Raw genomic sequence first — 7167 nt, forward strand, 5'->3', positions numbered from 1 at the left:
CTGGCGGCCTACCGCGGAATAGGTGTGGAGGTAAAACGCCTGATGACCGATAACGGCCCTGCTTATCGTTCCCGTCGGTTCAATGCAGTTTTACAACGGGAAGGGATCAAGCATGTGTACACGCGCCCATACACGCCCAGAACGAACGGCAAGGCGGAGCGTTTTATACAGACAATGATCCGGGAATGGGCGTATGCGATGCCCTATGCAAACGACATATCAAGGACATGGGCGCTGACAGATTGGATCAACCACTACAATAAACAGCGCCCTCATGGCAGTATCGGAAATCTACCGCCGGTGTCTCGAATACCGAAGCTGCGTGAACAACGTGTTTAGTATTCACAGCTAGGCTATCTATATGAGATGAAGCATTTTGGTAGTCATAGCCTCTTTTCACTAATTCTTTTTGAAAAAGAGTATTATATTTATCTTTACCATAAACCCAGCTACATACTGTATTTTTTAACTCTCGTAAGAAATCATTTCTTCGTTCTTGCAGGTCTGTATATTTTACGCACACACCTTTATGAGTTTTACCCTCCGGCTTGGTCAAATCAAACGTGAAGTGAAATGTGTGATTTATTAAAGAATCAACATTGGTCAGCAAATTATTAATTGTTTCATCATCCATATTCAAAACTTATTTAATTAAAACTAGAGGTTTAATATTGGAAGCATGTAACACCCAGCACAGAGGCCGACAAATAAGCGCAGCGTTTTGGCTGTCCCAGCGACCAGCGGGAGCGATTGCTGCGGCTTTTTATGAGTTGGGTGCATCACCGAACCAAAGCCAACAAACCACCCAACCTAATGATCCCAAAACAATTGGGTATGAAATGAAGTCAAGAACATGAAGAAAATATATTTGAGCCTTCATTACCCACCAATCAATACCTTTGATTTCGTAATTTTCTGGCATTTCAAGCTTCGCTCGAAAATAGTCACCTCTAAAATCATTGTTTGCATGTGTTTCATAGAGTTTTAACACTCCATGATATTCATCTCTGAATGAGTCATATTCTTTTTGATCATGTTCTTTTTCTAAGTGAGGGTAAACTTTTTGTTTTAGCTCTCCTAGTTTTGAAGCGCATGAATACATTTTTTCTGAGAGATTAGAGTAATCGTTCTTATCTATAAGTAATGAATAAACCAGAACAGCTACTGCTGAAAACACCTGTATAAAACCCACTAAACTACTTTCAATGTTATTGCCAAGGCCATAAGCCTGCATAAGTGAAATTAATATTAAACCTAGTGATATTATAACCACCGTGTATGTTGAGAACTTTGAATGGAGCCTTAAGCGTCTAGATGCGTTAAATCTGGTTTTTGATGTTGCATCCATTTTTTTGTATAGGTTATTAAAGCTATCTTCTTTTTTCACGCTATATCCTTAGTACGTATTTACTCATAACGCCTCAAGCAGAGGCGCGCGTTAGCGAGTCCTGCTGGCTTGACTTGTTATAACGTAGCTTGCTGACAACTAAGTAAGCAATACCAGACAGCAAGCCGGTTAAGCCACCTAAATAACTAGCATTGTGCATGAAGCCTACACGAACAAACTGAATTGGATTAGTTACGCCTGGCCTTACCCATTGCATGTATTGAGATACTGTCTCTTCGTTGACTTGATAATAGCCTAATGCAAGGCCAGCAAAACCAGTTAAAAGCGTCACGCCGATTACTACTAGAAATGACTTACTTAGGCTTAAAACCATTTGCCGTGGGGAATGGAGCATGAAACCAAAAAGCCCTAGGAAAATAAAAACTATGATACCCATCCACCATGTCGCTAAAGCTCCAACATACGCAGCTCCTAAGCGTGGATTTTCATATGCCCAAGGAATACCGAACTGTTTAAACTTAAACTGGGTGAAGTACTCCTCTGAAAACGTATAGCTTATTTGATCGTGCAACATGCCATAGATTCCAGCAACAACCGCAGCAAAAACGAGCATTAGAAAATAGATCCCTATCTTTTGGAGTATTCTCATACTTTCCCTACGTTATAACGCCGCACTAAAGGGCCGAAATAGCGTAGCTATTGAGGTCCCAGGGAGCGCAGCGACCGATTTTCAGTGCCTTGTTATAGGTTTTAATCATCTTGAGGAGGCCGAATAGTCCACGAGCTAATGAAATCAACATTTTCAACAAGTTCTCCGGTAGATTTTAATTCATATACGGAGTCTGTTTCATCAGCGTCTAGGTTGTTTTCGTCAAATGGAATGGAAAATTCTTCACCATTGTCAGAGCGTTCAAATACAACCGTGCTTTTAGATACGGCGATAATATTGCCATGCAGCTGAACTTGTTCTTTAACGCTGCCATCTTTATTCAAGTACGTCAATCCAACCAGTATATGCTTACCTATGTATGCGTCCATTGCCGATTGCCTCCTACCTATAACGCCGCCAACAGCTGCGGCTTTGTAGTTGGTTGGTGTTGCGCTAGCGTAGCGACAAGCGCATAAGCCAAGCAACGGAAAAGCCGTCAGATGCTTGGCCTTGTTAGCATTTAATTCCAAACTCGTTTCTGTTCGTTGCCCCAGCCTTCAATAGGAGTTGATATACCCTTATGTGATTCAGCTTCTTTAAATCTAAAAACCACTTTGTTTGATTCTTCTCTTATATGAAAACCTATTATTTTCCCACCAAGAAACGAAGGCTCTTTTTGATATTCGTGAAGATAGATATCGTGACCAATTAGCTTAAAAGCATTTTCTCTCGATACAACCCAAAACCCAGATTCCCATTCATTCCGCTCTACATCTACTTTTTTTATATTTTCTAAACGCTCTACAAAATGAATAGATGACACTCTAATCTCCTTATTTTCCCAGATACTACTTTTGAACTATAAATAATACAGCTGACTACGAATTACGAATGCTAACGCTCAGGATATGGGGCGGATTACCGCGCAGCGGTAAGACGTCCTAGCTGCCCTAAAGGGCAGCGACATGATCCGTTTGTTAGGCATCTTTAGCTTTCTCATTTGGGTATGCATGAACAATAAAGTAACGCCGCATACCATTGATTAGTTCTTCGTCCACATCCATTACGACTCCATCGAATGTTGAACTCTCCATTGCACTACAAACAGCCATAGTGAACTCGCTGTAGTTTCCAGAGTATTTGTTCGTAAATGAGCCTACCGTTCGTCCTTCTAAATCAGACGCTATTAGCGTTGCTGTTCGATCCCCCAGATCCATAAGTTTTATTTTAAGTTTTTCTTGGGGCTTCAAGTCCCCTGGATCTCGATCTAATGGCATATCTGTATCGCCAAAGCCATCCAGTTCAATAAAGCCATATTTCTCGAGTTCAGAAATGGCTTCTGAAACTGGTGTTTCTTCTGAATCTTCTTGCTCGAGAAGAAGTTTCAATTGGTCTGGTAGAGATGACTTAATTGATTCAAGTTTTTCCTCAAGGCTTGCAAGTTTTTGTTGATCAGATTCCACGTCATTGTTCTTGAAACTATCAGACTTGCGACCAGTCAACTTTAGTCGTTCTTTTCGTAGCTTTTCCACCTCTTCTATTTTTGATATTTCATCTCCAATTATGTCAGCCCAGTCAAGCTTAGATGATTCGGTTGTTTCTAATACTTCTTCTGCTCGCACTAACGAAATTTCAAGGTCACGAGAGGCTCCACTAGATTTCGCGTTCTTAACTCCTCTGTAGAGATCATCTTTTAACCTAGTGCAACTAGCTTCTATTTCTTTGATTCGGCGATAGGCAGAAGTGGCAAAGCGCCTCTGCTCTTCCCGAAAAGATGCTTCGGAACTTCTCTTGGATAGAAGCCAGCCGAATGCAATTGAAAATATAAACTGGAGCACCCCATAAAGAGTTGTCTCCATAGGAGTGCTGCCACCTGCGCTAATGACTTCTAGCGACAGGACTGCAACAACTAGAACTCCTAAGCCTATTGTTAATATTCTCAATTTCTGCTCCTTGAATTGCCTAACGCCTGAATTAAGCCGCACCGCGAAGCGGCGTCGGCTTGAATGAATTGTTAGGCATGACTAGATTTTCTCCACTTTCTGAGTCGCCCGCAGGCATTGGTGTATGGAGAAGAGGTATTAAATTGAATCATCCTTCCCATAGTCCATTTTTCATACCATGGCTTTCCATAGAGCTCAGAGTCGTCATGGCTCTCCACCAATTCAACTATTTTATCCTTGGCGGAATTCAGTCGCACAACCAAGTTATCAAATGGAACGCCTTCATAGTCTTTGTAAAACTTTCCCGCTAGCGACCCCAGTTCATTCCACTTGAATCCGGTCTCGGGGAAGTCAACTTTTTCTCCTGACGCAATTTTCGCGTGCCATTTCAGAACTAGTTCGTTCCAGCCAACAAGATACGAGATCAAGTTATGAGGACTCATTTTGCTGCCTTTGGCATGTCCATCCATAGTCTTGTCCAAGACGAATTCAGCAGGAATCAGTGCAATTTCACTGCTTAGTTTTCTATGTTCTTTCTGGATTGCAGAAAGAAGATCGGTCTTATTTTGCGGTACTGACATGCAGATGACCTGTTGCCTAACGCCCCGCACAGAGGACGACAAATAAGCGCAGCGTTTTGGCGGTCCCAGCGACCAACGGGAGCGACTGCTGCGGATTGTTATAGAACTACAGATACTCGACTGGGCTGCCGTCCTGCACATATCCATATATCTTGAATCCGTGAGCTGTACGTTCACCGGGAACGTGAACTTTGCGAAGTTCAGAAAGAATAACGCTTCTATGCTCTTCGTTTTCAGCTTGTATCTCGACCCACTCGATATCTTTGTAGCCACCTTCTGAGAAGTGATAGAACCACTCACCATCCCAATTTGATACGTATCCATTTGTAACACACTTTGTCCGCCACTTAGGACTATGCTCTTCGAGGGCATACATGGCTTGCTGCAACTCGCGCCATTTTGTGTTGTTCATTGCTGGGTACAATGCTGAGTCCCCTATGCCCTATAACGCCGCGTTAAAGGGCCGAAAAAGCGTAGCTTTGGAGGTCCCAGAGAGCGCAGCGAACGATTTTGAACGCCTTGTTAACTGCTTTTAAATACAACGGCCAATCCTGCTACTATTAGTGATGCAAAAGCTGTAACCCAAGGCCCTACCACGGCAATTTTATTACGCCGTTCTTCAGCCGATTTAGATATAACGAAATCTAATAGTTTAGTAAGATACTCTGATTCAAGTGGTGGCTTTCTATCATTTTCATCTTCATCATCTACTTCATTTAGCCATTGTCTTGCATGACGAATTTGTAAGCTGTAAAAATAATCACCTGTCTTTTTACTTTTCCTTTTAGATTGTCTGAATAGCCCTTTAAAACCACTAAGAACAGTTTCAATTTCACTTTTGTCGATAGAAAGAGCTTTGGCTAAGTTTGTAGCCGTTCGGGCAGACCAATCGGTCATCGCTAAATGGGTCACCAATGCGATTAGCGTTTCTTGATGATCTGAGTACTTGGGATTCTGGCTCATACTTTCCTTAGCAGTTAACGCCGCACTAAAGGGCCGAAATAGCGTAGCTATTGAGGTCCCAGGGAGCAAAGCGACCGATTTTCAGTGCCTTGTTAGCCTTTTTGTTTTGCTTTTATACCAGACCAATCTTTGTCTGTTAATGATGAAATAATTTCAGTTGGTAGTTTTAAGCTGTTTTCTCCTAGTATCCTTATAGAAAATTCCATCATTTCAAGTATGGCTTCTTTTGATTTACATTGAGTCTCCATATTTACATATTTAATGAAGTCTTCTGCCGACGCTGCAACTTTAACACATTCCCTAATACTATTAAGCTCGCGATAGGCATATGGCAAAACAACAGCAACAAAAGTTTCTTTCAAAGCACCCCACGAAAAATAAAGAACAAACAACGTAAAGCATAACAATATCCATGGCACCCATGGATTTATTAAAACCACCGAAGGATCAATATCTTTAATACTTTCTTCTGGGATATTATCTTTTCCTTCACCAGCGATTTTGAATAAAATGATAGTGATCAAAACATAAGCACCTGAAAAAAACAGATGAAATGCGATAAATAACGACAAAATCTTCGAATTAAGATACCTTAATGGATAATCATTTAATGCTGACAAGTAGACTTTTGTAAGTAATCGTATACGCCATTTTATTGGAATTCTCTGCAAATTTTTAACTAAGTAATCCCCTTTCCATATGAGGAAGAGTCCAACAAAAAAAGAGGTTAACAATCCAGTTAGAAGACCAATAATTATATCAGACAACTTAGACCCCTTTAGTATGCTAACACTGTTATAAATTGCCGAAAAAGCGAAGCTTTTTAGCTCAATTTCATGACCTTCTTAGCCATTACTTTACACGCCAATACTAGCATAATCTGAATGATCATATATTTTACTATTACATGCTGAACATTCGTATGTTGTGCCACCGTAATCTTGAGCTATGCGCTGCAAAATTGATTTCTCTTTATTCTTCCAGCAATTAGTACAATACCATACTAACCTGCTATCAACCTTTGGAGCCATTACATAAACACCATCAGCAGGACTAAATAATTCGTTTTCATTTTCTTCTATTTCCCAGTTTCTAACGACTGAAAGCTTATTTTCAAGCTCATCATTTTTATTTTTTAACGTCTGTATCTGAGATTGCATTTCTAGTAGTCCGCTTTGAAGCGCAATAATAGAATTCTGGAGTTCTATTGCCTTATCAGTGACGGCAGAATCTATCTTTCGTCCGATAACCAGCGCTGCGAACTCCTTTGCTGTCGAAATTGCCGCAAGAGTAGTTGATATATCCATCATATGTTCTCAGCAATATTATTGGCTAACGTTTAGTTAACGTGCCGCTGAAAGCGCAAAAAAATATACGCTGGCACAGAGTTCATGATGAGTCACCGATATTCCCCCTTTCAAGGTCACGTTCAACGCCTTGTTGGACATAGCCGCCCCCTACCAACACACCGTCCCTCTTTATAAGGGAAATTCCTTTTACAGCCTTGCGACAACGTCGTCTCAGCAACTCAGCGTGCGCACCACAGGCCTTACAACACAACAACACCTGCTCCATGGGCTCAGCATCTCGAACCTTCATCCGCGCCAGATTACCGTGCTGCGCCAACATCCGTTGGTGCCGCTTCCTGGCTGCCGGGGCGTATAGCCCGTAGTACCGCACCGT

11 protein-coding genes and 1 pseudogene are annotated in these 7167 nt (G+C 41.5%); 1 reads left to right on the top strand and 11 read right to left on the bottom strand.

Annotated features, from left to right (window positions below):
- On the top strand, positions 1-339 hold a 339-nt coding region (locus BLV48_RS18370), incomplete at its 5' end, for an integrase core domain-containing protein (protein ID WP_139253909.1).
- A gap of 424 nt (positions 340-763) precedes the next feature.
- Here BLV48_RS18370 and BLV48_RS18375 read toward each other — a convergent pair.
- The 11 genes and pseudogenes from BLV48_RS18375 to BLV48_RS19270 all read right to left on the bottom strand — a co-directional run.
- Positions 764-1387, bottom strand: coding sequence for an SLATT domain-containing protein (locus BLV48_RS18375; protein WP_175527738.1), 624 nt, complete (start codon positions 1385-1387; stop codon positions 764-766).
- Between the two features lie 34 nt (positions 1388-1421).
- Positions 1422-1961 (bottom strand): hypothetical protein, encoded by a 540-nt coding sequence (locus BLV48_RS18380; protein WP_217633063.1) that lies wholly within the window; start codon positions 1959-1961, stop codon positions 1422-1424.
- Between the two features lie 137 nt (positions 1962-2098).
- Entirely contained in the window at positions 2099-2527 is a 429-nt protein-coding gene (locus BLV48_RS18385; protein ID WP_139253981.1) for a hypothetical protein, read from the bottom strand.
- Positions 2518-2820 (bottom strand): hypothetical protein, encoded by a 303-nt coding sequence (locus BLV48_RS18390; protein ID WP_091828235.1) that lies wholly within the window; start codon positions 2818-2820, stop codon positions 2518-2520. Before BLV48_RS18390 ends, BLV48_RS18385 begins: the two co-directional genes overlap by 10 nt.
- Positions 2821-2974: 154 nt before the next feature.
- The gene (locus BLV48_RS18395; protein ID WP_091828236.1) at positions 2975-3940 is read right to left on the bottom strand and encodes a hypothetical protein; all 966 of its coding nucleotides are present in this window, start codon (positions 3938-3940) and stop codon (positions 2975-2977) included.
- A 71-nt stretch (positions 3941-4011) separates the two neighbouring features.
- Positions 4012-4521: a ClbS/DfsB family four-helix bundle protein gene (locus tag BLV48_RS18400; RefSeq protein ID WP_091828237.1), complete on the bottom strand. Its 510-nt coding sequence runs from the start codon at positions 4519-4521 to the stop codon at positions 4012-4014.
- Positions 4522-4627: 106 nt separating this feature from the next.
- Positions 4628-4945: a DUF6678 family protein gene (locus tag BLV48_RS18405; protein ID WP_309546616.1), complete on the bottom strand. Its 318-nt coding sequence runs from the start codon at positions 4943-4945 to the stop codon at positions 4628-4630.
- Positions 4946-5043: 98 nt separating this feature from the next.
- Complete coding sequence (locus tag BLV48_RS18410) at positions 5044-5484, bottom strand: hypothetical protein (protein WP_091828239.1); 441 nt, start codon at positions 5482-5484, stop codon at positions 5044-5046.
- A gap of 92 nt (positions 5485-5576) precedes the next feature.
- Complete coding sequence (locus BLV48_RS18415) at positions 5577-6251, bottom strand: hypothetical protein (RefSeq protein WP_091828240.1); 675 nt, start codon at positions 6249-6251, stop codon at positions 5577-5579.
- Between the two features lie 90 nt (positions 6252-6341).
- Entirely contained in the window at positions 6342-6794 is a 453-nt protein-coding gene (locus BLV48_RS18420; protein ID WP_091828241.1) for a hypothetical protein, read from the bottom strand.
- 79 nt (positions 6795-6873) lie between these two features.
- Positions 6874-7167: pseudogene (locus BLV48_RS19270) on the bottom strand (IS91 family transposase); the annotation flags it as partial.

Origin of the sequence: Marinobacterium iners DSM 11526 (assembly GCF_900107855.1) — a bacterium.
Classification (GTDB): Bacteria; Pseudomonadota; Gammaproteobacteria; order Pseudomonadales; family Balneatricaceae; genus Marinobacterium; species Marinobacterium iners.

What these genes read in the sequence shown, in the direction of transcription:
- BLV48_RS18410 (WP_091828239.1), bottom strand. Translation starts at nt 5,484, where the DNA reads ATGAGCCAGAATCCCAAGTACTCAGATCATCAAGAAACGCTAATCGCA.
- BLV48_RS18400 (WP_091828237.1), bottom strand. Translation starts at nt 4,521, where the DNA reads ATGTCAGTACCGCAAAATAAGACCGATCTTCTTTCTGCAATCCAGAAA.
- BLV48_RS18420 (WP_091828241.1), bottom strand. Translation starts at nt 6,794, where the DNA reads ATGATGGATATATCAACTACTCTTGCGGCAATTTCGACAGCAAAGGAG.
- BLV48_RS18380 (WP_217633063.1), bottom strand. Translation starts at nt 1,961, where the DNA reads ATGCTCGTTTTTGCTGCGGTTGTTGCTGGAATCTATGGCATGTTGCAC.